We start from the raw sequence: 24,345 nt of genomic DNA, 5'->3' as shown, positions 1-24,345 counted from the left end.
GTTTACGAAGCCAGCAAGAGGAAGATCGCCGGGCGCTTATGCAGGTCCGGCGCGGCCTGCTTCTTCCAATCGGCCGCCGTGCGCGTGACGATGTTTTCACCCGGCAGCGTCAGATCGACGGCGACGCAAATGAGCGTCGACGGCGCGCAGCCAGCGATGAGCGCGTCGAGCATCGCCTTATTGCGATAGGGCGTCTCAATGAAAATCTGCGTCTGATTGGCCTTGCGCGACAGTTGCTCCAGCTCGCGCAGCCGTTTCGCGCGTTCGCCGGCATCGACCGGCAGATAGCCGTTGAACGCGAAGCTCTGTCCGTTCATGCCGGAAGCCATCAGCGCGAGCAAGATCGAGCTCGGTCCGACGAACGGCACGACCTTCACGCCACGCTGATGCGCGCGCCGCACGAGCAACGCACCGGGATCGGCGACGGCGGGACAGCCCGCTTCGGAGACGAGGCCGGCGTCGGTGCCGGCGAGGATCGGCGCGAGCAGCTTGTCGATTTCCGCTGGCGGCGTGTTCACATTCAGCTCGCGCACCTCGATTTCCTGAATCGGACGTTCGGTGCCCACTTTCTTCAGAAAGGCGCGCGTCGTTTTGGCGTTTTCGCCGATGTAGTACGCGAGCGCGGCCGCCTGCCCGCGCACCGGTTCGGGCAGAACTTGGGCGAGCGCGTCGGCGTCGCCTTCGCCGAGCGTGTTCGGAATCAGATAGAGAACGCCGCTCATGCCGCCTCCAGCACCGGATAGCCGGCGTTCGCGAGCATTCCGGTCAGCGCGATCAGCGGCAGGCCGATCAGCGCGGTGGGATCGTCGGATTCGATCGCTTCGAGCAACGCGATGCCCAGGCCTTCCGCCTTGGCGCTGCCGGCGCAGTCGTACGGCGTTTCGGCGCGCAGGTACGTCTCGATCTGGGCGTCCGAATAGCGACGAAACCGCACGCGCGTGACGATATCGGCGGATTGCGCGTCGCCCGTGCGGCTGTCGAACAGGCAAAGCGCGCTGTGGAATTCGACGCTGCGTCCGCGCATCGCCTGGAGCTGGGCGAAGGCTTTCTCGTGCGTGCCGGGCTTGCCGATCTGCTTGCCGTCGAAGGTCGCCACCTGATCCGAGCCGATCACGAGGGCGTTCGCGTCGTTGCCGCTCCGTCCGGCCGCCGCACGCGCCTTGGCGATCGAGAGCCGAACCGCGGTCGCTTCGGGCGTTTCGTTGGCGAGCGGCGTTTCGTCGATATCGGGCGACACGACGTCGAACGAAATGCGCAAGCGTTCGAGCAATTCGCGCCGATAAGGTGAACTGGACGCCAGAATCAGGCGTGGCGGCGATTTCGAAGCTTCAGACATGAGACGAACCGGGCAAAAAAGGGTGTAAAAACGACGGGCTGCGATTCAGCCCTTAAGTATTTGACTCGAAAGAACAAAGCCGATATGATTTTGGGCTTTTCATCGGTACGTGCGCGGGCGAAGGCTCTCCTGTCATCGATGAAACCGGTCGAGCCGAAGAGTCAGAAAGCACGAGGTCAGACAGCATGATGCCGGCCAGATGCACATTGGGGCAAATTCGGGCAAGTCGGGCCTGCATCGAAGCTGCATTTAAGCCGAGTCGCGGTGCATACTGAGCACTCACCGGTAGCACTAACCCAAGTAAGGCCAAGCAGGAGCGCACATGACTCAGAATCCTGGCAAACCTGTGAGCCCCGCCGATCCGCGCGCGCTCGACATTTACGAATTCGCCAAGAGCGGCAGGCAATCGGCCGGCGCGCTGCGTGTGTCGCAGATGCCGCGCATGTTAGCCGAAGTGCCGGCTGATGTGCCAGACGGCGATACCGTGTTCACCTGGCAAGGCGAGGGCTCGACCCAGCCGGAATTGCAGGACGACGGCACGGAGGCGCCGCAGCCGTATCTGCGTCTTGCGGTGCACGGTTCGGTGTGGCTCACGTGCCAGCGCTGCCTTCAGCCGTATTCGCAGCATCTCGATGTCGATGCGACATATCGGATCGTGGCGACGGAAGAAGAAGCGGACGAATTTCCGCTCGACGACGATGAAGTCGAAGTGATCGTGGGCTCGCGCCAGTTCGATCTCGTCGACTTGATCGAAGAGGAGTTGTTGTTGTCCTTGCCGCTCGTGCCCAAGCACAACGTATGTCCCGAGACGCACGAAAGTCTGCTTCCGGGCACGGCGGACGACGAGCCGGATGAAAGCGGTGTGACGGATGAGGACGAAAAGCCGAATCCGTTTGCCGTGCTGGAGAAGCTCAAGGGCGGCTCCGACGGCAAGAAGCACTGAAATGGTTTTGTAGCACGCAACAAACTGGTAGCGCGATGTGCGCACCCGATGGCCGAACGGCCGAGGGCTGTCGGCGGATCGGGCTGTGTTAGAATTCGCAAAATTTTTCTGGAGTAATCATGGCAGTTCAGCAAAACAAGAAGTCGCCGTCGAAGCGCGGCATGCACCGTTCCCACGACTTCCTCCCGACGGCTCCGCTGGCTGTCGAGCCGAGCACGGGCGAGGTGCATATGCGCCACCACGTGAGCCCGAACGGCTACTATCGTGGCAAGAAAGTCATCAAGACGAAGAACGACTAAGCGTTCATCGACGCTCGATGCGCCCGCCGGAATCATTCCACGGGCGCGCGGGCGCAACTCGCTCTTGACACTTTCCCGGTACGACGAGAAGGCGGCATTTCACTGCCGCTTTTTTGTGTCCGAAATTCGTCGCGTTCCATGACTGTAAAGATAACCATCGACTGCATGGGAGGCGACCACGGTCCGGCCGTGACCGTTCCCGCTGCCGTCAATTTCGTGCGCTCGCATCCCGACGCGCACCTGATGCTCGTCGGTCTCGAGCAGCCCATCCGCGCTCAGCTCAAGAAGTACAAGGCTTCCGACGAGCCGCGTCTGACCGTCGTTCCCGCCAGCGAAGTCGTCGCGATGGACGACCCGGTCGAAGTCGCGCTGCGCAAGAAGAAAGATTCGTCGATGCGCGTCGCGCTCAATCTCGTGAAAGAGGGCGAGGCGCAGACCTGCATTTCCGCCGGCAACACCGGCGCGCTCATGGCGGTGTCGCGCTATGTGCTGAAGACGCTCGCCGGTATCGAGCGGCCTGCCATTGCGTTCGCGATGCCGAGCCAGAAGGGCTACACCACGGTGCTCGACCTGGGCGCCAACGTCGATTGCGAACCCGAGCATCTGCTGCAGTTCGCGGAGATGGGCCACGCGCTCGTATCGGCGATCGAAGGGCGCGAACGGCCCACGATCGGTCTGCTCAACATCGGCGAAGAAGTCATCAAGGGCAACGAAACGATCAAGCGCGCGGGCGAGCTGCTGCGCGCGAGCACGCTCAACTTCTACGGCAACGTGGAAGGCAACGACATCTATAAAGGTACGACCGATGTCGTCGTGTGCGACGGCTTCGTCGGCAATGTCGCGCTGAAGACCTCCGAAGGTCTCGCGAAAATGCTCGCCGACATGATCAAGGAAGAGTTCAGCCGCAACTTCGCCTCGAAGTTGATGGCGCTCGTCGCGCTGCCCGTGCTGAAGCGTTTCAAGAGGCGTGTCGATCCGGCGCAATATAACGGCGCGGCCTTGCTCGGCCTGCGCGGGCTTGTAATCAAAAGTCACGGTTCGGCCGAGGCCTTCGGGTTTGAGTGGGCCATCAAACGCGGGTATGATGCCGTCAAAAATGGCGTGCTCGAACGCCTGGTGCGCGCGATGGAAGAAAACGCTCCCGCCGCGCGCGAGGCGGACGCGAACGGTCCCGCGTCGGCGGCCGCGGATCAATCGATCCAGCAGGCCGCTTCACAGCTGAACCCACAGCCAAACTCGCAGCCGAACCCGCCGGGCGAGTCCGGTACTGCGCTACATTCGAAGGCATAATGGCTCAATCCAATCTTTACTCTCGCGTGCTGGGCACCGGCAGCTATCTGCCGTCCGAGCGTGTCACGAATCAGGACTTGGCGGACCGTCTCGCGAAGCAGGGCGTCGAGACCAATGACGAATGGATCGTCGCGCGCACCGGCATTCACGCGCGACATTTCGCAGCACCGGATCAAACCACGAGCGATCTCGCGCTGATCGCTTCGCAGAAGGCGATCGAGGCGGCGGGCATCGATCCGCAATCGATCGATCTGATCATCGTCGCGACTTCCACGCCTGACTTCGTGTTCCCGAGCACGGCGTGCCTGTTGCAAAACAAGCTCGGCATCAAGAACAACGGCGCGGCCTTCGACGTGCAGGCGGTGTGCTCCGGCTTCGCCTACGGCGTCGCGACGGCGGACAGCTTCATTCGCAGCGGCCTGAACCGCACGGCGCTCGTCGTCGGCGCGGAGACGTTCTCGCGCATTCTCGATTTCAACGATCGCACCACATGCGTGCTGTTCGGCGACGGCGCGGGCGCGGTCATCCTCCAGGCGTCCGATGAGCCGGGCGTGCTGTCGAGCGCGCTGCACGCGGACGGCAGCTATTCGGACATTCTCTGCACGCCGGGCAACGTGAACGGCGGCGTGGTTCAGGGCAGCGCGTTCCTGCACATGGACGGGCAAGCGGTGTTCAAGCTCGCGGTCAACGTGCTCGAAAAGGTCGCGCTCGAAGCGCTCGACAAGGCGAAGCTCACGCCTGAAGACATCGACTGGCTGATTCCGCATCAGGCCAACATCCGCATCATGCAAAGTACGGCGCGCAAGCTGCATCTGCCGCCGGAGCGCATGGTCGTGACGGTCGGCGAGCATGGCAACACGTCGGCGGCATCGATTCCGCTCGCGCTCGACGTCGCGGTGCGCGACGGCCGCATCAAGCGCGGCGACAACATTCTCATCGAAGGCGTGGGCGGCGGCTTCACGTGGGGCGCGTCGGTCATCCGCTACTGATTCGCCGATCAGATCCCTCTACCCAATTCGTAACTGATCCCTCTTCATCGCTGACCCCGCGCGCTCCTCCAGCGCGCGGTCCATGAGGACATCGCGGATCATTCCAATCAACGAGGACGATATGAAATTTGCGTTCGTTTTCCCCGGACAAGGCTCGCAGTCCATCGGCATGCTCAACTCATTCGCCGATCACGCGATCGTGCGCGAGACCGTACAGCAGGCTTCCGACGCGCTCGGCCAGGATCTCGGCAAGCTGATCGCCGAAGGCCCGGCAGAAGAGCTGAACCTGACGACGAACACGCAGCCCGTCATGCTGACGGCCGCGTATGCGATTTATCGCGTGTGGGAAAAGGAGACGGGCCTGAAGCCTGCGCTCGTCGCTGGTCACAGCCTCGGTGAATACACCGCGCTCGTCGCGGCGGGCGCGCTCGCGTTCGCGGACGCCGTGCCGCTCGTGCGTTTTCGCGCGCAGGCGATGCAGAACGCGGTGCCGGTCGGCGAAGGCGGCATGGCCGCGATCCTCGGCCTCGACGACGACACCGTGCGCGCCGTGTGCGCTGAAGCCTCGTCGGCGGGCGTCGTCGAAGCGGTGAACTTCAATGCGCCGGCGCAGGTGGTCATCGCCGGTTCGAAGGCGGCCGTCGAGAAAGCGTGCGAGCTGGCGAAGGCGAAGGGCGCGAAGCGTGCGCTGCCGCTGCCTGTGTCCGCGCCGTTCCACTCTTCGCTGCTCAAGCCCGCATCGGATCAGTTGCGCGACTATCTCGCCAACGTCGAAGTGAAGGCGCCGCAGATTCCGCTGATCAATAACGTCGATGTCGCGATCGTCTCCGATCCCGCCGCGATCAAGGACGCGCTGGTGCGTCAGGCCGCCGGTCCAGTGCGCTGGGTGGAGTGCGTGCAGGCGATGGCGAAAGACGGCATCACGCACGTCATCGAATGCGGTCCGGGCAAGGTGCTCGCGGGCCTGACGAAGCGTATCGACGGTAATCTCGTCGGCGGCTCGATCTTCGATCCGGCATCGCTCGAAGAAACGCGCAAACTGATCGCTGGCTAAGGACGAACAACATGAATCTGCAAAACCAGGTAGCAATCGTCACGGGCGCGTCGCGTGGCATCGGACGCGCGATCGCGCTCGAACTCGCGAAGCAGGGCGCGACGGTCATCGGCACGGCGACGAGCGAAAGCGGTGCTGCGGGCATCAGCGAAGCGTTGCAGCAAGCGGGCGGCAAGGGCCGTGGCGCGGTGCTGAACGTGAACGACGCCGCCGCGGCGGATGCATTCATCGACGGCATCGTCAAGGAATTCGGCGGGCTGAACGTGCTCGTCAACAATGCGGGCATCACGAAGGATCAGCTCGCGATGCGGATGAAGGACGACGAGTTCGACGCCGTCATCGATACGAACCTGCGCGCGGTGTTCCGTCTTTCGCGCGCGGTGCTGCGCCCGATGATGAAGGCGCGCGGCGGCCGCATCATCAACATCACGTCGGTGGTGGGTTCGTCGGGCAATCCTGGCCAGGCCAACTACGCGGCGGCAAAGGCTGGCGTCGCCGGCATGACGCGCGCGCTCGCGCGTGAGATCGGCAGCCGTGGCATCACCGTGAACTGCATCGCGCCCGGTTTCATCGACACCGACATGACCAAGGTTCTGCCGGAAGAGCAGCGCACCGCGCTCACCGCGTCTATCCCACTTGGCCGACTGGGCGCGCCCGAAGATATCGCGCATGCTGTGGCATTCCTGGCCTCGCCGTTCGCCGGTTACATCACCGGCACGACGCTGCATGTGAACGGCGGCATGTACATGTAAGGCCTTAATAGGCATTTCGCAGAATTTCGCTTAATATCCGCGCCGGAACGGGCGCGCAAAATGCTCGAAAGAGCAACGTGCGTACCGCTTTCGCGCGGCAGTGAAGAATCGATGCAATGCCGGCCGCCGCCCTCTTGATGAAGGGCAGGACACGGTGGAGCATGGAACTGACGCGTCGTATTTTGCGGGTCCAAACCTGATAAAATGCGCGCACTTGTATTTTTGAACTTTTTTCCCCTCGGAGGGCTGCATGGACAACATCGAACAGCGCGTGAAGAAGATCGTCGCCGAACAACTGGGCGTGGCGGAAGCCGAAATCAAGAACGAAGCTTCGTTCGTGAACGATCTGGGCGCTGACTCGCTCGATACGGTCGAACTCGTCATGGCGCTGGAAGACGAATTCGGCATGGAAATTCCCGATGAAGAGGCCGAAAAGATCACCACGGTTCAGCAAGCGATCGACTACGCGCGCGCCAACGTCAAGGCCTAAGGCCGGACGCGCCAGCGACTCATCGTCAATCAGCTCGATGCATCGTCGCTGCAAACCGATTTGACAGCCACAGGGCACACAGGGCGGTTTCCTGTGGCCGCTGTGGCTTTTGTTTTTCGTCATTCTATGGATAAGGGGTTACCGTGAGCCGTCGTCGAGTTGTTGTTACAGGCCTTGGGCTCGTATCGCCTGTCGGCAATACTGTTGCCGACGGCTGGGCCAATCTGGTCGCGGGCAAGTCGGGCATCGCCAATATCACGAAGTTCGACGCGACGAACTTTTCCACGCGTTTCGCCGGTGAGGTGAAGGGCTTCAATATCGAAGACTACATGCCCGCCAAAGAGGCGCGCCATATGGATACGTTCATCCATTATGGTTTCGCCGCGGGCGTGCAGGCCATGCAGGACAGCGGCCTCGAAATCACCGATGAAAACTCGGAGCGCGTGGGCGTCGTGGTCGGCTCGGGCATCGGCGGTCTGCCGATGATCGAAGTCACGCAAACCGAACTGCTCAATCGCGGCCCGCGCCGCATTTCGCCGTTCTTCGTGCCGGCGTCGATCATCAACATGATCTCCGGCCATCTTTCGATCCGCTTCGGTCTGAAAGGCCCGAATCTGTCGATGGTCACGGCCTGCACCACCGGCCTGCACTGCATCGGCGAGGCGTCGCGACTGATCGAATACGGCGACGCGGACGTCATGATCGCGGGCGGCGCGGAAGCCACGGTTTCCCCGCTCGGCATCGGCGGTTTCGCGGCAGCGCGCGCGCTCTCGCAGCGCAATGACGATCCCGCGACGGCGAGCCGTCCGTGGGACACCGACCGCGACGGCTTCGTTCTCGGCGAAGGCGCGGGCGTGATGGTGCTCGAAGAGTACGAGCACGCGAAGAAGCGCGGCGCGAAGATCTACGCGGAAGTGCTCGGCTACGGCATGAGCGGCGACGCGTATCACATGACCGCGCCGCCGGAAGACGGCGACGGCGGCCGCCGCGCGATGGTCAACGCGATGAAGAACGCGCGCATCAATCCCGATGAAGTGAACTACGTCAACGCGCACGGCACGTCGACGCCGCTCGGCGACATCGCGGAGACGATCGGCATCACGCGTGCGCTCGGCGATCAGGCGAAGAAGGTCGTCGTGAACTCCACCAAGTCGATGACCGGCCACCTGCTGGGCGGCGCGGGCGGCCTGGAGTCGGTGTTCACCGTGCTGGCGATCCACAATCAGGTGTCGCCGCCGACCATCAACATCTTCAATCAGGATCCGAAGTGCGACCTGGACTACTGCGCGAACACCGCGCGGGAGATGAAGATCGACGTGGCGGTCAAGAACTCGTTCGGCTTCGGCGGCACGAACGGCTCGCTCGTCTTCAAGCGCCACTGAGCACGGCGCGCTCGTCATTGCGGGGATCCATATGGCGAGCGTGTGTGTGAATCGGCCGCATCGTGACGCAGGCGTCGCGATGCGGCCGTCGCGTTTCTTGCGGGGCGCAATGCTCGGCTTCGTAGCCGTTGCGGGAGCGTCGGTGTTCCAGTGCGTTTTCGCGCATGCGGAGCACGCGGGGCACGCCGCCGTGGCTTGCGCGGCGGCGCTGGCGGTGCTCGGGCTGGCGTCGTACCGGTGGATGAACGCCCAGCCATCGGCGATTGGCCTTCTTTCCGACGGCATCACGATCTGGAACCGAAGCGGCGAGATGCGCCACACGAGCATCGCTGGGTGCGCGCAATGGAGCGGACGCCTCATCGCGTTGACGCTTTGCGATACGCGCGGGCGGCGCGAAACGCTCGTCGTCGCGGCCGATTCCGTCGATGCCGACACCTTCCGCCAGCTCTCGGTCCAGGCTCGCCGCGCCGCAGCGTCCCACCTGTAACGACTGTAACGGCGCATGAGCGTTCCGGTAGCCTTACAGGCGGTAACGCTACAATAGCCGTCCGCGCAACTTCCCCAAGCTAATCGGATTTCCCAGGTGAGTGAAAAAGAAATCGACCAATTGCTGGTCGAACGTGTCCAGAAGGGTGACAAGGCCGCGTTCGAACTGCTGGTCGCCAAATACCACCGCAAGATCATTCGACTGATCTCGCGCCTCGTGCGCGACCCCGCCGAGGTCGAGGACGTCGCCCAGGACGCCTTCATCAAGGCCTACCGCGCGCTGCCGCAGTTTCGCGGCGAATCGGCGTTTTACACCTGGCTTTACCGCATTGCTGTCAATACGGCAAAAAACTATCTTGCAACTCAGGGCCGCCGCGCTCCCACTTCTACCGAAGCCGATGCAGAAGAAGCGGAAACTTTCTCCGACGCGGACCAACTAAGGGATATCAACACGCCCGAGTCGATGTTGATGAGCAAGCAGATCGCTCAGACTGTCAACGCCGCGATGGCGTTGCTGCCCGAGGAATTGCGCACCGCCATCACGCTTCGGGAGATTGAAGGACTGAGCTACGAGGAAATCGCCGAAATGATGGATTGCCCGATCGGCACCGTCAGATCGAGAATTTTTCGTGCTCGCGAAGCCATTGCGGCAAAATTGCGTCCGTTGTTGGACACTCCCGAAGGCAAACGCTGGTAGGCGGCGAAAACCCTCGGGGCAGGGACGCGATATCTGGGTTGGTGGTGTCACAACGGGGTGTGGTCAAAGATGGGGAGCATCATGGGGTCGGTCTCGGTGCAGAATCAAACACAGGCGGGTTCGCGCGGCGAGCGCATGTCGGCTTTCGTCGACGGCGAAGCGCTCGGCGAAATTGGCAGCATCAGCCAGTTTCTCGCGGATCTGAAAGGCGACGAACGCGCGGCGTGGTCGGAATATCACCTGATCGGCGACGCCTTGCGCTCCGACGATCTCGCGGTCAGCCCGGCGCGCAGCAGCGCGTTCATGGCCGCATTCTCCGAACGTTTCGAAGCTGAGGCGCACGTACTCGCGCCGGCTGCATTGCCGGGCGTGACGACGAAAGCGCGGGGCGGCATGTTGCGCCGTCGCGTGATGCCGGCCTTCGCGGTTGCCGCGGCGGCCGCTACGCTGACATGGATCGTCGTGCCGCAGCTGCAAGGCGTCGATCGCAACTCGGGCGCGCAGGTGGCGAGCGTCGCGCCGGCGGATTCGTCGATGCAGCGGGTGGCGCTCGCGTCGGTGCCCGCGGTGACCACGCGTACGCCGATCGTCGAAGCGAACATCATCCGCGACGCGAATCTCGATCAGTATCTCGAAGCGCATCAGCAGTTCTCCCAGCAGCCCGCGATGCCCGGTTCGATGCCCCTGATTCGCGCGGCGGCTATAACGCAAGGCCAATAATTTGATGCTGAGTGTGCGGTTGAATAAAACAAGATATTGGGGGCGGCTGCCGGCATTGATGCTCTGCGCAGCCGCGTTGTTGACGGCGGCAACGAGCTCGTTCGCTCAGGGAGACGATCCCGCCACCGCCCGCAAGACAGCCGCCACTCTGCTCAACCGCATCCACGAAGCGGCCCAGCAGCAGAATTACGAGGGCACGTTCGTCTACCAGCGTGGCGCGACGGTGCAGTCGTCGCGCATTACGCACGTCGCCACGCGCGGTGACGGCGAATACGAATCGCTCGAAAGTCTCGACGGCGCGCCGCGCAAGATGCTGCGTCACGACGACGACATGTTCACCTTCGTGCCGGAGCGTCATCTGCTCGTGGTCGAGCATCGGCAGAACCGGGATTCGTTCCCGGCGCTGTTGTCGACGAGTGGCGATCAGGTGCTTTCCGTCTACGATCCGAAGCTGTTGGGCACGGACCGCGTCGCGGGGATCGAAAGCCAGGTGCTGGAGCTCGATCCGAAAGATTCCTATCGTTTTGCCTACAAGCTGTGGGCCGATGCGAAAACCGGCTTGCTGCTGCGCGCGCAAACGCTCGATCCGGACCGGCAAGTCCTCGAGCAGCTTTCTTTCTCTCAGGTGCGTATTGGCGGGCCGATCGACAAGGCGCCGATCGCGAACGGCATTCGCAACACGTCGGGCTGGACCGTCGTGCGGCCGCCCGTGCAGGCAGTCGACATGGAAGCGCAGGGCTGGCAACTGACGCCGACTATCGCGGGCTTTCGCAAGATTCGCGAGTTGCGCCGTCCGATGGCGTCGAGCCAGCAAGGCCAGCCGCCGATTCCGGTCGATCAGGCCGTGTTCTCCGACGGCCTCGCGACGATCTCGGTTTTCGTCGAGCCGGTGGAGAAAAACACGCGCAAGGAAGGCGCGGGGAATAGTGGAGCGACGCACGTTCTGGTGAAGCGCCGCGGGGATTTCTGGATCACCTTGCTGGGTGAAGTGCCGCAAGCCACATTGCAGCAATTTGCTTCTACCATAGAATACAAGCCTTCCAAGTAATCCAGATCCCGGCCTCCAACCTATGAGCAACTTCTCGCTGCGCAAGTTCATCGCGGCCGCGGCGCTCGCCGTGTGCCTGCCGTTCGTATCGCAATCTGCGTCAGCGGTGCCCACGGTGAACCTGCCGGACTTCACGACGCTCGTCGACAAGGTGGGGCCCTCGGTCGTGAACATTCGCACGACCTCGCGCGTCGGTTCGGGCAGCGATCTGCGCGGCCTGCCGCCCGGTCTCGATGAAGGCGACATGTCCGAATTCTTCCGACGCTTCTTCGGCATTCCGATGCCGGGTCAGCCGCCTCGTGGAGGCGGCGGCGGAAATAACGGCGGCGGAAGTCAGGGCGATCAGGGCAAGGGCGGCAGCCGCAACGCGCCCGACGACAACCAGGACAACTCGGAGCAGAGCAGCGGCGTCGGCTCCGGCTTCATCCTGTCGACCGATGGCTACGTGATGACCAACGCACACGTCGTCGACGATGCCGACACCATCTACGTCACGCTCACGGACAAGCGCGAATTCAAGGCGCGTCTCGTCGGCGTCGACGAGCGCACGGACGTCGCCGTCGTCAAGATCAGCGCATCGAACCTGCCGGCGATCACCATCGGCGATTCGAACAAGGTGCGCGTCGGCGAGTGGGTGCTCGCAATCGGTTCGCCGTTCGGCCTCGACAACACCGTGACCGCGGGCATCGTCAGCGCGAAGGGGCGCGATACGGGCGATTACCTTCCGTTCATCCAGACCGATGTCGCCGTGAATCCGGGCAACTCGGGCGGTCCGCTCATCAACATGGCGGGCGAGGTGATTGGTATCAATTCGCAGATTTACAGCCGCACGGGCGGTTTCATGGGCATCTCGTTCGCGATTCCGATCGACGAAGCCATGCGCGTCGCCGATCAGCTGAAGACGTCGGGCAAGGTGGTGCGCGGGCGCATCGCGGTGGCGATCGGCGAAGTGACGAAGGACGTCGCGGATTCGCTGGGCTTGCCGAAAGCGCAGGGCGCGCTCGTGTCGAGCGTCGAATCGGGCGGGCCGGCCGACAAGGCCGGCGTGCAGCCAGGCGACATCATCCTCAAGTTCAACGGTCAGAACGTCGAGACCGCGACCGATCTCCCGCGCATGGTCGGCGATACGAAGCCCGGCACAAAGACCACGCTCACGATCTGGCGCAAGGGCCAGACGCGCGATCTGTCGATCACGGTCGCCGAAATGCAGCCGGACAAGGTCGCGAAGACCGAGCAGAAGAAACCGCCGCAGCCGAAGGAGCGCGCGAGCAATTCGCTCGGCATGGCGGTGAGCGACATTCCGGCAGATCAAAAGAAGGCGCTCAAGCTGTCGAGCGGCGTTCAGGTCGATGCCGTCGAGGGACCGGCGGCACGCGCGGGCTTCCAGAAGGGCGACATCATCATGCGTATCGGCGATACGGATATCACGAGCGCCAAGCAGTTCCAGGAAGTCGCGCAGGGCCTCGACGCGAGCAAGATGGTCGCGATTCTCGTGCGTCGCGGCGACAACACGCAGTTCGTGCCGGTGCGCCCGCGCGTGCCGGCGCAGAAATAAGCGCGATGACGTCGAAGCCAGGCGCGGCCTTCATTCTGTACGGGCGCGCCTGGTGCCATCTGTGCGAGGACATGCGGGCCGAACTCGAGCCAATCGCCGCGCAACACGGCATTCCGATCGAATGGATCGACATCGACGAAGATCCGCTGCTCGAAGCGCGCTACGACGAACGCGTGCCGGTTCTGGCGCTCGATGGCGTCGAGCTGTGCCAGTACCGGCTCGACGCCGACGCGGTACACGCAGCGCTGCTCGCGCGCGGTCGGTGAGGGCGGCGCAGGCGAAATCCGCCGGGGCACCCCCGTTTTCGGCTAAAATGCTCAAGTTTTCCCCAAATTTTCAAGGCGTGCTCCGCGTTGGTGAGGGCGCGCCTTTTTCGCTTTTTTTGGCACGATCGGCACTGAATGGATCATATTCGTAACTTCTCGATCATCGCGCACATCGACCACGGCAAGTCGACGCTCGCTGACCGCATCATCCAGTTGTGCGGCGGCCTGTCCGACCGTGAGATGGAAGCGCAGGTGCTCGATTCGATGGACCTCGAGCGCGAACGTGGCATCACGATCAAGGCGCAGACCGCGGCGCTGACCTACAAGGCGCGCGACGGCCGCGTCTATAACCTCAACCTGATCGATACGCCGGGGCACGTCGACTTCTCCTACGAAGTCAGCCGCTCGCTATCCGCGTGCGAAGGCGCGCTGCTCGTCGTCGATGCGTCGCAGGGCGTCGAAGCGCAGACGGTGGCGAACTGCTACACGGCCATCGAACTCGGCGTCGAAGTCGTGCCGGTGCTCAACAAGATCGATCTGCCGGCCGCGAACCCCGAAAACGCGATCGCGGAAATCGAGGACGTGATCGGCATTCAGGCCGCGGACGCCGTCCATTGCAGCGCGAAGACGGGTCTCGGCGTCGAGGACGTGCTCGAATCGCTGATCGCGAAAGTGCCGCCGCCCGAGGGCGATCCGGACGCGCCGCTGCAGGCGCTCATCATCGACTCGTGGTTCGACAACTACGTCGGCGTCGTGATGCTGGTGCGTATCGTCAACGGCACGCTCAAGCCGAAGGACAAGATCAAGATGATGGCGACCGGCGCGCAATACCCGGTCGAGCATGTCGGCGTGTTCGCGCCGAAGTCCACGAATCTCGCGCAATTGTCGGCGGGGCAGGTGGGCTTCGTGATCGCGGGCATCAAGGAACTGACGGCCGCGAAAGTGGGCGATACCGTCACGGTCGCGAGCCGTCCGGCCACCGAGCCGCTGCCGGGCTTCAAGGAAGTGAAGCCGCAGGTGTTCGCGGGGCTCTATCCGGTCGAGGCGAATCAGTACGACGCGCTGCGCGAATCGCTCGAAAAGCTGAAGCTCAACGACGCGTCGCTGCAGTTCGAGCCGGAAGTGTCGCAGGCGCTCGGCTTCGGTTTCCGTTGCGGCTTCCTCGGCCTTCTGCACATGGAAATCGTGCAGGAGCGTCTCGAGCGCGAATTCGACATGGACCTCATCACCACCGCGCCGACGGTGATCTACGAGGTCGAGCAGCGCGACGGCACGACCATCATGGTCGAGAATCCGGCGAAAATGCCGGAGCCGCAGAAGATCGAGGAAGTGCGCGAGCCGATCGTCACCGTGAATCTGTATATGCCGCAGGAATATGTCGGCTCGGTCATTACGCTGTGTACGGCCAAGCGCGGCTCGCAGATCAACATGCAGTATCACGGCCGTCAGGTGCAGCTGACCTACGAAATCCCGATGGCGGAAATCGTGCTCGACTTCTTCGACCGCCTGAAGTCGACGTCGCGCGGCTATGCGTCGATGGACTACGAGTTCAAGGAATATCGCGCGGCGGATGTCGTCAAGGTCGACATGCTCATCAACGGCGACAAGGTCGATGCGCTGTCGGTCATCGTGCACCGTTCGCAGAGCCAGCATCGCGGCCGCGAAGTGGCGTCGAAGATGCGCGAACTGATTCCGCGTCAGATGTACGACGTGGCGATCCAGGCGACCATCGGCTCGAACATCATCGCGCGCGAGAACATCAAGGCGCTGCGCAAGAACGTGCTCGCGAAGTGCTACGGCGGCGACATCTCGCGCAAGAAGAAGCTGCTCGAGAAGCAGAAGGCCGGCAAGAAGCGCATGAAGCAGGTCGGCTCTGTCGAAATCCCGCAAGAGGCTTTCCTGGCGATTCTGCGCGTCGACGAGTAACGCGCGCACGGCGAAGCAAACAACGATAACAACCGGAAGCGATTGATGAATTTCGCATTGATTCTTTTGATCCTCGTCGTATTGACGGGTATTGCCTGGGTGCTCGACAAGCTGGTGTTTCTGCCGCAACGGCGCCGCGCCGCCGACGCCGCGGTGGCCGAGTTCGATCGCCAGCAGGAGCGCGTCGGCGAGCGTTTCGCCGATGAGAACGCCCCGCAGACGCGCGCCCGCCTGCACGACGACAAGCTGCGCCAGCCGTGGTGGCTCGAATACACGGCGAGCTTCTTCCCGGTGATTCTCGCGGTATTCGTCGTGCGCTCGTTCATCATCGAGCCGTTCAAGATTCCGTCCGGCTCGATGGTGCCGACGCTGCTCGTCGGCGACTTCATCCTCGTGAACAAGTACGAATACGGCCTGCGCATGCCGATCACGAACACGAAGATGACCAACGGCAGCCCGCTCAAGCGCGGCGATGTCGTCGTGTTCCGGTATCCGAAGGACGAATCGGTCGACTACATCAAGCGCGTGATCGGCCTGCCGGGCGATACCGTCGCGTACGAAGACAAGAAGCTCACGATCAACGGCAAGCCGGTGCCGGAGACGCCGCTGCCCGATTATTTCGACGACGAGCGCATCGGTTACGCGAAGCAGTTCGAGGAAGATCTCGACGGCCGCAAGAACGCGATCCTGAACAATCCGCAAGTGCCGCCGTTCATCGTCGGCGCGGACGATTTCCCGTTCCGCGACAACTGCAATTACAACGCTCAGGGCGTGACGTGCAAAGTCCCGCCGGGCAACTACTTCATGATGGGCGACAACCGCGACAACAGCGCGGACAGCCGCTACTGGGGCTTCGTGCCGGACAAGAACATCGTCGGGCGCGCCTTCTTCATCTGGATGAACTTCAGCAATCTCAAGCGCATCGGCGCTTTCCAGTAAACACACATCACGCCGGCTCGTCTCCTGAGACAGCCGGCGTTGCTCATTCTTAAAACAAGCTTCGAAACGGCGTGAAGAAGCGCGGCTAACACCGTCTCGCCACGCGTTTTCCGGCGCGGTCCGGCGGAATCGTCCGCCCGCGCGCCCGCGTTATACTCTCTCCATGCCATCTTCTCCGTTGGAAAGCCGGCTGCGGTACGAATTTCGCAATGCGGAATTGCTGCGCCAGGCGATGACCCACCGCAGTCACAGCGCCACGCACAATGAACGGCTCGAATTTCTCGGCGATTCCGTTCTAAATTGCGTGGTGGCCGCGCTTTTGTTCCAACGATTCAGCAAACTCGACGAAGGCGACCTGTCGCGCGTGCGCGCGAATCTGGTCAAACAGCAGTCGCTTTACGAAATCGCGCAGGCGTTGAACGTGTCCGAAGGCTTGCGGCTCGGCGAAGGCGAATTGCGCAGCGGCGGCTTTCGCCGTCCGTCGATTCTCGCCGACACGCTCGAAGCGATCTTCGGCGCCATCTTCCTCGACGGCGGTTTCGACGCCGCTTTCACCGTCATCAAGCGGCTGTACACGCCGGTGCTCGATCACATCGATCCGCGCACCATCGGCAAGGATGCGAAGACGCTTCTGCAGGAATATCTCCAGGGCCACAAGATCGCGTTGCCGACTTACACCGTTATCGCAACGCACGGCGCCGCGCACAATCAGCAGTTCGAAGTCGAATGCACGGTGCCGAAACTCGACGTGAAAGTGTCCGGTTCCGGCGCGAGCCGCCGCGCCGCCGAGCAGGCTGCCGCGAAGAAGGCGCTCGACGAAGTGATGGCCGCTGCACCGACGCTCGGCATGAAGCCGAAGCGCAAGGGCGCGCGCGCGGCGAAGCAGGTCGAGCCCGAAGTGGTGCCCGGCGTCACCGGCATTCAGGCGGCGCTCGATCTGCGGTCGCCCGATCGTCGCGAGCGTCAACATGCACCGCACGGCACGCAGCAGGCGCCGCAGGAACGCCCGGCCACCGCGCCGCTCGCCGTGATTCGCGCGACGCACGTCGAGCCGTCGGCGGGCGCTTACGCAGCCGCCGACAAGCCCGAACGCGCCGTCATTCACCGGCCGGAGAAAGCGGCGAAAAGCGATGCGACGCAAACGTCCGAACGCAGCGCGAATGCGGACAAGCCCGCGCCGTCCGACGAACGCGACGACGACGCCGGCACGCGCAACAGCGCCGCCGCGGATGCGCCCGCGGGCCGCGTCGTGCGCGCCGCCGACGCCGGTCACTGACGCGCGCATCGAGCGCACATCGCGCCCCCGCGCCCCAACGACTCTTGCCGCACACATCTATGAACGCTCCTACTTCTTCCGGTTTCCGCTGCGGCATGGTCGCGATCGTCGGCCGTCCCAACGTCGGCAAGTCGACGCTGATGAACGCGCTCGTCGGCCAGAAGGTGAGCATCACCTCGCGCAAGGCGCAGACGACGCGCCACCGCATCACCGGCATCAACACGTTCGACGACGCGCAGTACATTTTCGTCGACACGCCCGGTTTCCAGACACGTCACAGCGGCGCGCTGAATCGCTCGCTGAACCGCGCGGTGACGTCGACGCTCACGTCCGTCGATGCGATTCTCTTCGTGATCGAAGCGGGCCGCTTCGGTCCGGACGACCAGAAGGTGCTCGATCTGATCCCGACCGGCACGCCGACTTTGCTGATCGCAAACAAGCTGGATCGCGTCGGCGACAAGAGTTCGCTCTTTCCCTTCATGCAGCAGATGTCGGCCTTGCGGGACTTCCGCGAGATCGTGCCGCTGTCGGCGAAAAACGTCGACGACATCAAGCGCCTCTTGTCGGTCGTGAAGCCGTATCTGCCGGAAGGCGAGCCGATCTACGGCGAGGACGATCTGACCGATCGCAGCGAACGCTTCCTCGCCGCCGAAATCCTGCGCGAGAAGGTGTTCCGCTGGACCGGCGACGAACTGCCGTACACGAGCACGGTGCTCATCGACAAGTTCGAGACCGAAGGGCGTCTGCGCCGCGTGTTCGCGACGATTCTCGTCGATCGCGACATGCACAAGGCGATGATCATCGGCCAGAAGGGCGCGAAGCTGAAGCAGATCAGCACCGAGGCGCGGCTTGACATGGAGAAGCTCTTCGACGGTCCCGTGTATCTCGAAACCTTCGTCAAGGTGAAGAGCGGCTGGGCGGACAACGAAGCGGGCCTGCGCGCGTACGGCTACGAGTGATGCATGGACGACGGCCCGAACGACGCCCGGATGATTCCGCCCGCCGATGATCGTCCCGACGACGATTTCGACGCGGAAGAGCGCCCGGCCGCGCGCGCCGTGCCAAAGCGGCGGCGCGCGGCGCCGTCATCGACATCCGATGCCGGGTCTGCGCCGAGAAAGCCGCGTTCGGATTTTCGCGTCGCCGAGCAGCCGGGATTCGTGCTGCACAGTTATCCGTATCGCGAGACGAGTCTGATCATCGACGTGTTCTCGCGCGATCACGGGCGCGTCGCGCTCGTCGCGAAGGGCGCGAAGCGTCCGCATTCCGCGCTGCGCGGCGTATTGCAGACGTTTCAGCCGCTGGGACTTTCGTGGACCGGCAAGGGCGAAGTCCGCACGCTGACGACCGCCGAATGGGTCGGCGGCATGTTGCCGCTCGCCGGCGACGCGTTGCTGTGCGGCTTCTACGTCAATGAATTGCTGGTGAAGTTCTGCGCCCGCGAGGACGCGCATCCGGCGCTCTTCAACCATTACGTGCTGACGCTCTCGCGCCTCGCGCACGACGAACCCGCCGCTCAGGTGTTGCGTTCATTCGAATGCGTGCTGCTGCGCGAAACCGGCTACGCGATGAATCTCGTGCGCACGGTGACACGCCAGCCGGTCCTCGCCGACGCCCGCTATGTCTTCGATCCAGACCGCGGCGTGCGCGAAGCGTCGGACGATCTTCCGGCGCAATGGCCGATGATTTCGGGGCAAACGCTCATCGACATGGAGCGCGACGACTACACGAATCCGCAGACCGCCGCGCAGAGCAAGACGCTGATGCGCTTTCTGCTGAATCACTACCTGGGCGGCACGCCGCTCGCCACCCGTCAGATATTGATCGACCTGCAAAAACTATGAGCTTCTTTCTCACATCGCCTGCGAATGTGATCGATCTGGGCGTGAACATCGATCACGTCGCCACGTTGCGCAACGCGCGCGGCACGTCGTATCCCGATCCAATCCGCGCGGCGCTCGCCGCCGAGGAAGCGGGCGCGGACGCCATCACGCTGCATCTGCGCGAGGATCGCCGTCATATCGTCGATGCCGATGTGCGCACGCTGCGTCCGCTCCTCAAAACGCGCATGAACCTCGAATGCGCGGTGACGCGCGAGATGCTCGACATCGCGTGCGAGATCAAGCCGCACGACGTCTGTCTCGTGCCGGAAAAGCGTCAGGAAGTGACGACTGAGGGCGGCCTCGATGTCGCCGGCCGCTTCGAAGAGGTCAAGGCCGCGTGCAGGCAACTCGCCGACGCGGGCGCGCGCGTGTCGCTTTTCATCGATCCTGACGAGACGCAGATTCGCGCCGCGAAAGAGGCGGGCGCGCCCGTCATCGAACTGCACACGGGCCGATATGCCGAAGCGCACGACGAAGCCGAACAGCAACGCGAATTCGAGCGCGTCGCGGCGAGCGTCGATGTCGGCAACGCGCTCGGGCTGAAGGTGAACGCGGGCCACGGCCTGCACTACACCAACGTGCAGGCGATCGCGGCGCTGCCGGGCATCGTCGAGCTGAACATCGGACATGCGATCGTCGCGCATTCGATCTTCGCGGGCTGGGACAACGCCGTGCGCGAGATGAAGGCGATCATGGTCGCGTCGCGTCTCGCGTCGGCCAACGCGCGCTGAGCGGGCACATCATGACGATCTACGGAATTGGCACGGACGTCGTGCAGGTGAGCCGCGTCGCGGCGGTCATGAGACGCACCAAGGGCCGCTTCGCCGAAAAGGTGCTCGGCCCCGACGAACTGCGCGTCTACCATGCGCGCAACGCGCGTTCGGAAGTGCGCGGTCTCGCGTTTCTCGCGACGCGCTTTTCGGCCAAGGAAGCGTTCTCGAAGGCGATCGGCCTCGGCATGCGCTGGCCGATGACGTGGCGCGCGCTGCAGACGCTCAACGAGCCGAGCGGCAAGCCGATGATCGCGGCCTCCGGCGAACTCGCGCAATGGCTCGAGCAACGCGGCATCACGGCGAAAATCACGGTCAGCGACGAGCGCGATTACGCGGTGTCGTTCGTGATCGCGGAAGTGGCCGACAGTGCGCCCGGCCAATCCTGAATTCAATCCAACCAAGACTAAAAGCCAATTGAATCCGATGAAACGCACTCCCGGCCCCGTCATGTTCGACGTCGCCGGCACGACGCTCTCCGACGCGGATATCGAACGCATCACGCATCCGATGACGGGCGGCATCATTCTCTTCGCGCGGCATTTCACCGACCGCGCGCAACTCGTCGCGCTGACCGATGCGATCCGCGCGGTACGCGATGACATCCTGATCGCCGTCGATCACGAAGGTGGCCGCGTGCAGCGTTTTCGCACCGACGGCTTCACCGTGCTGCCCGCGCCGGGCAAGCTCGGCGAGCTGTGGGACAAGGACGTGCTCGCCGCGACGAAGGCGGCGACCGCGTTCGGCTACGTGCTCGCGTCGGAGTTGCGCGCGTGCGGCATCGACATGAGCTTCACGCCCGTGCTCGATCTGAACTACGGACAGTCGAAAGTGGTCGGCGATCGCGCCTTTCACGCCGATCCGCGCGTCGTGACAATGCTCGCGAAGAGCCTGAATCACGGCCTCGCGCTCGCGGGCATGGCGAACTGCGGCAAGCATTTTCCGGGTCATGGTTTCGCCGAAGCCGATTCGCACGTCGCGCTGCCGACCGACGATCGCACGCTCGACGAGATCCTCGCCGCCGATGTGCGCCCGTACGACTGGCTCGGCATGTCGCTGGCGTCGGTGATTCCGGCGCATGTGATTTACACGAAGGTCGACGACAAACCGGCGGGATTCTCGCGCATCTGGCTGCAGGACATCCTGCGCGGCAGGCTCGGCTTCAACGGGGCGATCTTCAGCGACGATCTGTCGATGGAAGCCGCGCGCGCGGGCGGCACGCTCACCGAGGCCGCGACGGCCGCGCTCACGGCGGGCTGCGACATGGCGCTGATCTGCAATCAGCCGGAAGAGGCGGGCAAGGTGCTGGAGCAGTTGCGCTATACGCCGCCGAAGGCGTCGGCGCAGCGTCTCAAGCAGATGCGTCCGCGCGGCAAGGCGCTGCGCTGGAGCAAGCTGCAGGCGCAGGCCGAATATCAGGCGGCGCGCGCGCTCGTCAAAGAGATGCTCGGCTAAACGAAAAACGCCACGGATTCCGTGGCGTTTTTTTATGGCAGGTGAAATCAGGACGATTCCAGCTTCATCCGCTGCAGCTTGTTGTAGAGCGTCTTCGGGCTGATGCCGAGCAGCGTCGCCGCGCGGTGACGCGTGCCACCGACCGCTTCGAGCGTCGCGCGAATCAGCATGTCCTCGACGTCCGCGAGCGCGGTGCCGACCGTCACCTGCACGCTGCTGCCGTTGAGACCGCGACCGCCGAGGCCGCCCGGCTCATCGACGCGCAATGTCTCGATCGTCTCGCCCGACGCGTGATACGCGCGCCGCACGCGCTCGCGCAGCTCGCGCACGTTGCCGGGCCATTCGGTCGCGATGCACTCGCGGATAAACGCCGGGCTGATACGCTTCGGCGAGCCGCTCGTGATTCCGGCGATGTGATTCTCGCGGTTCAATTCGTCGACGAGCGTTTCGGCGATCAGCGCGATGTCGTCGTCGCGATCGGCGAGCGGCGGCAGCATGATCGACGACGCCGACAGACGCTGAAACAGATCCTCGCGCATCGCGCCGCTCGCGACGGCTTCGCGCATCGGCGTGCGGGACGCGGCGATCAGGCGGAAGTCCGTCATGATTCGATTGCTGCCGCCGACGCGCATGAACGTCTGCGAATCGAGCGCGCGCAGGAGCGCTTCCTGTTGCGCGGCGGGCAGCAGATCGATCTGGTCGAGGAACAGCGTGCCGCCGCCCGCCTGTTCGAGCAGACCCGGCTCGCGGTTCTCGGCGCCCGCGAAGGCGTTGCGCTCATGGCCGAAGAGAATGCTTTCCATCGAGCGCTGCGTGCCGTCGGGCGCCTGGCGGCTCGCGGAACAATCGAACGTGACGAACGGGCCTTTGCGACGGCGGCTCAATTGATGGATCGTGCGCGCCGCGATCTTCTTGCCCGTGCCCGGATCGCCGCAGATCAGCACAGCGGCTTCGGTCGGCGCGGTGTGCTCGATCAGATCGTAGACGTGCTGCATCGCTGCGCTGCGGCCGATCATGTCGCCGAAATGGCCGAGATCGCGCAGCGTCGTTCGCAGCGACTGGACTTCCTCGGTGAGCTCGTACGGCCGCGGAATGCGCGCAAGCAAGCTGCGCAAGCGCGGGATGTTCACGGGCTTCAGCAGATAGTCCCAGATGCCGTGTCGCAAGCCTTCGATCGCGCTTTCCACCGTCGCATTCCCTGTCATCACGATGACCGGCAGCGCGCCATCGGGCGGTTGCGAGGGCAGGCTCGGCAACAAGTCGAGACCGCTGCCGTCCGGCAGATTCAGGTCGATCAGCACGACATCGGGGATGAAGCGGGTCAGCGCGGAGCGCGCCTCGGCGAGCGTCGTCGCGGTATCGACGGAAAAGCCGTCTGCCGTGAGGATCGCGGACAGGCCGGAGAGGCTATTGGGATCGTCTTCGACAATCAGTGCGTGTGGCATGGCGGACCAACGTATCAAAGTGGACTGTAATGCGCCGTTTCCGCGTGGGATCGGGCGTGTCGTGGGCGGAATACCGCGCCGCTTTCCGGCGTTCGGCGCGTACCCCGCTGCGGTTTTTTGTCCTGCGTTACTCGTTCGGCATCGTTGTGCTGCAAGCGCGTCATTGCGGTCTGAGATGCAGTTCGTTGCTGACCGACTGCACGCCCGGGACACTGCGCGCCACGGCCAGCGCTTTCTGAATCTGCACCTCCGAATCTGCGTATCCCGACAACTGCACGACGCCGCGATACGTCGCGACGCTCACCGGCAATGGCTTCAACTGCGGATCGGCGGCGAGCGCGGCTTTCACGCGAGCGGCGAGCGCAGCGTCGTCGGTTGCGATTTCGCCGCCGGTGTTCGCATTCGCCGATGTCGCCGGACTCGACTTGCAGCCGGCGATGAGAGCAAAGGCGGGCAATGCGAGCGCCGCGACGATCAGAAACCTGCTCCGGATGAAAGGCGTGCTTTGCATGTCGGCTTGGAAATCTTGATCTGGTTGACCGAGCAGAAACCGTGCCAGGCAGTTGATTTTTCCGATGTACGTCGCGCACGCGGGGCCAGCGCGGGCGGCTGGGGGAATCGGCGGTGGAGCGTGTCGGGGCGCGACCGGTAAAGTTTGCCTGAAATTGTCAAAAAATTCATGCAAAAGAAAAAGCGCCCGCGATGGGGCGCTTTTTTGAACCGATCGGGCGGTGCGCTGCACCGGCCGTTCGCCTTACGACACAGCGGCGTAAGGCTTACGCGCGGCTGCGATATTCATTCGTGCGGGTGTCGATTTCGATCTTGTCGCCGATGTTGCAGAAGAGCGGCACTTGCAGTTCGAAGCCGGTGTTCAGCTTGGCGGTCTTCAGCACCTTGCCCGACGACGTATCGCCCTTGACGGCCGGTTCCGTGTAGACGATCTCCCGAACCAGCGTGGTCGGCAGTTCGACCGAGATGGCCTTTTCGTTGTAGAACACGACTTCGCACGCCATGCCGTCTTCGAGGTAGTTGAGCGCGTCGCCCATCATTTCGGCTTCGACTTCGAACTGGTTGTAGTCGGCGTCCATGAAGACGTACATCGGATCGGCGAAGTACGAGTACGTCACTTCCTTGCGATCGAGCACGACGACGTCGAACTTGTCGTCAGCCTTGTAGACGGTTTCCATGCCCGCTGCCGTCAGCAGGTTCTTGAACTTCATCTTCACGACCGCGGCGTTGCGGCCCGACTTGTTGTACTCGGCGCGCTGCACGACCATGGCATCGTTGCCGATCATGACGACGTTGCCGACGCGGAGTTCTTGTGCGGTCTTCATAAAACTGGGT

The 24,345-nt window shown here is 63.4% G+C and carries 27 protein-coding genes; 22 read left to right on the top strand and 5 right to left on the bottom strand.

The features are described from left to right. Nucleotides 1–2 precede the first annotated feature (2 nt). Together NCS00_RS10180 and NCS00_RS10175 are read right to left on the bottom strand one after the other, a co-directional pair. Nucleotides 3–722 (bottom strand): SAM-dependent methyltransferase, encoded by a 720-nt coding sequence (locus NCS00_RS10180; protein ID WP_008342260.1) that lies wholly within the window; start codon nucleotides 720–722, stop codon nucleotides 3–5. Continuing rightward, nucleotides 719–1,336, bottom strand: a complete 618-nt coding sequence (locus NCS00_RS10175) for a Maf-like protein (RefSeq protein WP_250440016.1) — start codon at nucleotides 1,334–1,336, stop codon at nucleotides 719–721. The genes NCS00_RS10180 and NCS00_RS10175 overlap by 4 nt, the downstream gene beginning before the upstream one ends. A gap of 322 nt (nucleotides 1,337–1,658) precedes the next feature. Here NCS00_RS10175 and NCS00_RS10170 point away from each other — a divergent pair, with 322 nt between their 5' ends. The 22 genes from NCS00_RS10170 to nagZ all read left to right on the top strand — a co-directional run bounded on the left by NCS00_RS10170 (nucleotide 1,659) and on the right by nagZ (nucleotide 21,556). Beyond that, nucleotides 1,659–2,279: a DUF177 domain-containing protein gene (locus NCS00_RS10170; RefSeq protein ID WP_250440015.1), complete on the top strand. Its 621-nt coding sequence runs from the start codon at nucleotides 1,659–1,661 to the stop codon at nucleotides 2,277–2,279. 119 nt (nucleotides 2,280–2,398) lie between these two features. Continuing rightward, nucleotides 2,399–2,578 (top strand): 50S ribosomal protein L32, encoded by a 180-nt coding sequence (gene rpmF / locus NCS00_RS10165; protein WP_008342254.1) that lies wholly within the window; start codon nucleotides 2,399–2,401, stop codon nucleotides 2,576–2,578. Nucleotides 2,579–2,716: 138 nt separating this feature from the next. Next, nucleotides 2,717–3,868: a phosphate acyltransferase PlsX gene (gene plsX, locus NCS00_RS10160; RefSeq protein WP_033537090.1), complete on the top strand. Its 1,152-nt coding sequence runs from the start codon at nucleotides 2,717–2,719 to the stop codon at nucleotides 3,866–3,868. After that, nucleotides 3,868–4,857, top strand: a complete 990-nt coding sequence (locus NCS00_RS10155; RefSeq protein WP_008342249.1) for a beta-ketoacyl-ACP synthase III — start codon at nucleotides 3,868–3,870, stop codon at nucleotides 4,855–4,857. Before plsX ends, NCS00_RS10155 begins: the two co-directional genes overlap by 1 nt. A 121-nt stretch (nucleotides 4,858–4,978) precedes the next feature. Continuing rightward, complete coding sequence (gene fabD / locus NCS00_RS10150; RefSeq protein ID WP_250440014.1) at nucleotides 4,979–5,911, top strand: ACP S-malonyltransferase; 933 nt, start codon at nucleotides 4,979–4,981, stop codon at nucleotides 5,909–5,911. A gap of 11 nt (nucleotides 5,912–5,922) precedes the next feature. Continuing rightward, nucleotides 5,923–6,663, top strand: a complete 741-nt coding sequence (gene fabG, locus NCS00_RS10145; RefSeq protein WP_034473531.1) for a 3-oxoacyl-ACP reductase FabG — start codon at nucleotides 5,923–5,925, stop codon at nucleotides 6,661–6,663. 250 nt (nucleotides 6,664–6,913) lie between these two features. After that, the gene (gene acpP / locus NCS00_RS10140) at nucleotides 6,914–7,153 is read left to right on the top strand and encodes an acyl carrier protein (protein ID WP_004197638.1); all 240 of its coding nucleotides are present in this window, start codon (nucleotides 6,914–6,916) and stop codon (nucleotides 7,151–7,153) included. A 143-nt stretch (nucleotides 7,154–7,296) separates the two neighbouring features. Beyond that, nucleotides 7,297–8,535, top strand: a complete 1,239-nt coding sequence (gene fabF / locus NCS00_RS10135) for a beta-ketoacyl-ACP synthase II (protein ID WP_008342106.1) — start codon at nucleotides 7,297–7,299, stop codon at nucleotides 8,533–8,535. A 31-nt stretch (nucleotides 8,536–8,566) separates the two neighbouring features. Then, on the top strand, nucleotides 8,567–9,022 hold the full coding sequence (locus NCS00_RS10130; RefSeq protein ID WP_008342105.1) for a protein YgfX: 456 nt from the start codon (nucleotides 8,567–8,569) through the stop codon (nucleotides 9,020–9,022). Between the two features lie 96 nt (nucleotides 9,023–9,118). Beyond that, entirely contained in the window at nucleotides 9,119–9,718 is a 600-nt protein-coding gene (gene rpoE, locus NCS00_RS10125) for an RNA polymerase sigma factor RpoE (protein ID WP_008342103.1), read from the top strand. Between the two features lie 81 nt (nucleotides 9,719–9,799). Beyond that, nucleotides 9,800–10,438 carry a sigma-E factor negative regulatory protein gene (locus NCS00_RS10120; protein ID WP_008342099.1) on the top strand — a complete coding sequence of 213 codons (639 nt, stop codon included), beginning with the start codon at nucleotides 9,800–9,802 and terminating at the stop codon, nucleotides 10,436–10,438. Nucleotides 10,439–10,442: 4 nt separating this feature from the next. After that, nucleotides 10,443–11,486 (top strand): MucB/RseB C-terminal domain-containing protein, encoded by a 1,044-nt coding sequence (locus tag NCS00_RS10115; protein WP_250440012.1) that lies wholly within the window; start codon nucleotides 10,443–10,445, stop codon nucleotides 11,484–11,486. 22 nt (nucleotides 11,487–11,508) lie between these two features. Beyond that, entirely contained in the window at nucleotides 11,509–13,041 is a 1,533-nt protein-coding gene (locus tag NCS00_RS10110) for a DegQ family serine endoprotease (RefSeq protein WP_008342096.1), read from the top strand. 5 nt (nucleotides 13,042–13,046) lie between these two features. After that, entirely contained in the window at nucleotides 13,047–13,307 is a 261-nt protein-coding gene (locus NCS00_RS10105) for a glutaredoxin family protein (protein ID WP_008342094.1), read from the top strand. A 135-nt stretch (nucleotides 13,308–13,442) separates the two neighbouring features. Next, nucleotides 13,443–15,233: a translation elongation factor 4 gene (lepA, locus tag NCS00_RS10100; RefSeq protein WP_008342093.1), complete on the top strand. Its 1,791-nt coding sequence runs from the start codon at nucleotides 13,443–13,445 to the stop codon at nucleotides 15,231–15,233. A gap of 45 nt (nucleotides 15,234–15,278) precedes the next feature. Beyond that, on the top strand, nucleotides 15,279–16,172 hold the full coding sequence (gene lepB / locus NCS00_RS10095; protein WP_008342091.1) for a signal peptidase I: 894 nt from the start codon (nucleotides 15,279–15,281) through the stop codon (nucleotides 16,170–16,172). Between the two features lie 163 nt (nucleotides 16,173–16,335). After that, nucleotides 16,336–17,448, top strand: a complete 1,113-nt coding sequence (gene rnc / locus NCS00_RS10090) for a ribonuclease III (RefSeq protein ID WP_033537089.1) — start codon at nucleotides 16,336–16,338, stop codon at nucleotides 17,446–17,448. Between the two features lie 59 nt (nucleotides 17,449–17,507). Continuing rightward, nucleotides 17,508–18,407 carry a GTPase Era gene (era, locus tag NCS00_RS10085; RefSeq protein ID WP_008342088.1) on the top strand — a complete coding sequence of 300 codons (900 nt, stop codon included), beginning with the start codon at nucleotides 17,508–17,510 and terminating at the stop codon, nucleotides 18,405–18,407. 3 nt (nucleotides 18,408–18,410) lie between these two features. After that, nucleotides 18,411–19,292 carry a DNA repair protein RecO gene (gene recO / locus NCS00_RS10080; RefSeq protein ID WP_250440010.1) on the top strand — a complete coding sequence of 294 codons (882 nt, stop codon included), beginning with the start codon at nucleotides 18,411–18,413 and terminating at the stop codon, nucleotides 19,290–19,292. After that, nucleotides 19,289–20,062 (top strand): pyridoxine 5'-phosphate synthase, encoded by a 774-nt coding sequence (gene pdxJ / locus NCS00_RS10075; protein WP_175980375.1) that lies wholly within the window; start codon nucleotides 19,289–19,291, stop codon nucleotides 20,060–20,062. The genes recO and pdxJ overlap by 4 nt, the downstream gene beginning before the upstream one ends. A gap of 11 nt (nucleotides 20,063–20,073) precedes the next feature. Continuing rightward, nucleotides 20,074–20,490: a holo-ACP synthase gene (gene acpS / locus NCS00_RS10070; RefSeq protein ID WP_008342082.1), complete on the top strand. Its 417-nt coding sequence runs from the start codon at nucleotides 20,074–20,076 to the stop codon at nucleotides 20,488–20,490. A 37-nt stretch (nucleotides 20,491–20,527) separates the two neighbouring features. Beyond that, a complete protein-coding gene (gene nagZ, locus NCS00_RS10065; RefSeq protein WP_008342081.1) occupies nucleotides 20,528–21,556 on the top strand; it encodes a beta-N-acetylhexosaminidase in 1,029 nt (342 codons plus the stop codon). Between the two features lie 47 nt (nucleotides 21,557–21,603). On the opposite strand, the gene NCS00_RS10060 is transcribed toward nagZ, so the two are convergent. From NCS00_RS10060 to efp, 3 genes are all read right to left on the bottom strand, one after another. Further along, on the bottom strand, nucleotides 21,604–23,001 hold the full coding sequence (locus NCS00_RS10060; protein ID WP_008342079.1) for a sigma-54-dependent transcriptional regulator: 1,398 nt from the start codon (nucleotides 22,999–23,001) through the stop codon (nucleotides 21,604–21,606). Between the two features lie 160 nt (nucleotides 23,002–23,161). Beyond that, nucleotides 23,162–23,512, bottom strand: a complete 351-nt coding sequence (locus tag NCS00_RS33670; RefSeq protein WP_008342078.1) for a BON domain-containing protein — start codon at nucleotides 23,510–23,512, stop codon at nucleotides 23,162–23,164. A 265-nt stretch (nucleotides 23,513–23,777) separates the two neighbouring features. After that, nucleotides 23,778–24,335, bottom strand: coding sequence for an elongation factor P (efp, locus tag NCS00_RS10050; protein WP_008342076.1), 558 nt, complete (start codon nucleotides 24,333–24,335; stop codon nucleotides 23,778–23,780). Nucleotides 24,336–24,345 lie beyond the last annotated feature (10 nt).

The organism is Caballeronia sp. AZ1_KS37 (assembly GCF_023631165.1).
Lineage (GTDB): Bacteria > Pseudomonadota > Gammaproteobacteria > Burkholderiales > Burkholderiaceae > Caballeronia > Caballeronia zhejiangensis.
Note: the sequence above shows the minus strand (reverse complement) of the source record. Positions and strands in the feature narration are given on the sequence as shown.